This window comes from Mesorhizobium sp. P3_A9, from assembly GCF_056402975.1.
This window is the reverse complement of the sequence record NZ_JBFUGJ010000662.1, coordinates 1-1,506: the sequence shown is the minus strand read 5'-3', so window position 1 is coordinate 1,506 and position 1,506 is coordinate 1. Positions and strand designations below refer to the sequence as shown.

Here is a 1,506-nt window from a genome sequence, read left to right as displayed (position 1 = left end):
GGCAAAGGCCGAGCCCAAGGAGGCCCAAGGTAAGGTGGCCAAGGCTGCCAAAAAGCCCAGCAAGCCGAAGAAGGCAGCAGCCAAATAGCCCTACGGCGTCAGGCTGCCGCGGCAACCTTTCGTCCCAGCCCGCCATGCAGGTCGAGGCAGCGGGCAAACCATTGCGCCACGATGTCGCTGTTTTCGAGCAGCTGATAGGGCGTGGCGATGCGCGCCCATTGCAGCGCGCCGAAGACGATATAGTCCGCAAACAGCGGCGAGGCGCCGCCGATGAAGGGCTGGTAGCCCAGCATCGAGCGCAGCGGCTCAAGCGACGCCCGAAACGCCGCCAACCCGGCGTCGCGGGCCGCGACGATGTCTTCCAGCCGCTTGCCCAGGCGTTGCTCACGGCTCCGGCGGAAATAGGTGGCGTTCTCCTCGTCCTGCATGGTGTGGAGATCGACGATCGCAGCGATGGTGACGTACGGGTGGATGGTCAATTGGGACCAGCGCTCGATGAAACGCGCCATCGCCTTGCCGCCTTCGCCGCCAAACAGCGTCGGCCGATCCGGATAGGCCTCATCGAGATAGAGCGCGATGGCGAAGGAATCGATGACGACCTTGTCGCCGTCGCGGATCACCGGCACGGTCTTCGAAGCGCCGCCCTCGATGGTGGGGACCTCGAGAAAACGCGTCGGCGCGGTCGAGATATCGAGCCCCTTATGGGCCAGCGCCATCGTTGCCTTCCAGCAATGCGGGCTGAATGGACGGCTCTCGTCACGCCCGACAAGATCATAAAGCAGAATCGTCATTGGCGCGCGTCCCTTTGCGGTCTGGAGCAATTCCAGGAAAAGTGCGAGCGGTTTTCCCGGGAAARGCGCGTAGCGCTTTCCTTTGGGAATTGCGTCTAAACAAACAGTTAGAGCAATTCACCGTTTCCGTGAAACGGTGAATTGCTCTAGGTATCGCGCCGACACCCGAAACAGGCGCGGCGGGAGAGAAGATGAAACAGCACTTCATGATGTTTGCAGCCTACAATCAATGGGCCAATGGCCGCATCTATGATGCCGCTGCCGATCTCGACGATGAGGAATTCAACCGTGATGTCGGCGCCTTCTTCCGCTCGCTGATGGGCACGCTCAACCACCTGCTCGCCGCCGACCGCGTCTGGATGAAGCGCTTCAGCGGCGAAGGCGACGCGCCGACGGCGGTGGACGCCATCCTGCATCGGGCCTTGCCCCATCTGAGGATGGCGCGGGAGGCAGAGGACCGGCGGATCATCGACTGGCTCGGCGGTATGAGCGACAAGGCGCTGTCGGGCCGCTTCACCTATATGACCCTATCGGATATGCGCACCGTCTCGCAGCGTCTGGCGCCGGCGCTGGCGCATGTTTTCAACCACCAGACCCATCACCGCGGCCAGGCGCACGGCATCTTAACTGTGCTCGGTAAGCCAAGCGTCAGTTTGGACTTGATTAATTTCCAGCGCACCCCCGAGGGCCGGGTCTTCTCCTGAAACGGCCGAAG

2 protein-coding genes are annotated in these 1,506 nt (G+C 62.3%); one reads left to right on the top strand and one right to left on the bottom strand.

Features of this window, described 5'->3' with window-relative positions:
* Window positions 1–98 precede the first annotated feature (98 nt).
* Window positions 99–791 carry a glutathione S-transferase family protein gene (locus tag AC1DX0_RS35780; protein ID WP_477219342.1) on the bottom strand — a complete coding sequence of 231 codons (693 nt, stop codon included), beginning with the start codon at window positions 789–791 and terminating at the stop codon, window positions 99–101.
* A gap of 191 nt (window positions 792–982) precedes the next feature.
* Here AC1DX0_RS35780 and AC1DX0_RS35775 point away from each other — a divergent pair, with 191 nt between their 5' ends.
* Entirely contained in the window at window positions 983–1,495 is a 513-nt protein-coding gene (locus AC1DX0_RS35775; RefSeq protein WP_477219341.1) for a DinB family protein, read from the top strand.
* Window positions 1,496–1,506: the final 11 nt, after the last annotated feature.

Coding starts and splice junctions, on each gene's coding strand:
- AC1DX0_RS35775 (WP_477219341.1), top strand. CDS start 983: ATGAAACAGCACTTCATGATGTTTGCAGCCTACAATCAATGGGCCAAT.
- AC1DX0_RS35780 (WP_477219342.1), bottom strand. CDS start 791: ATGACGATTCTGCTTTATGATCTTGTCGGGCGTGACGAGAGCCGTCCA.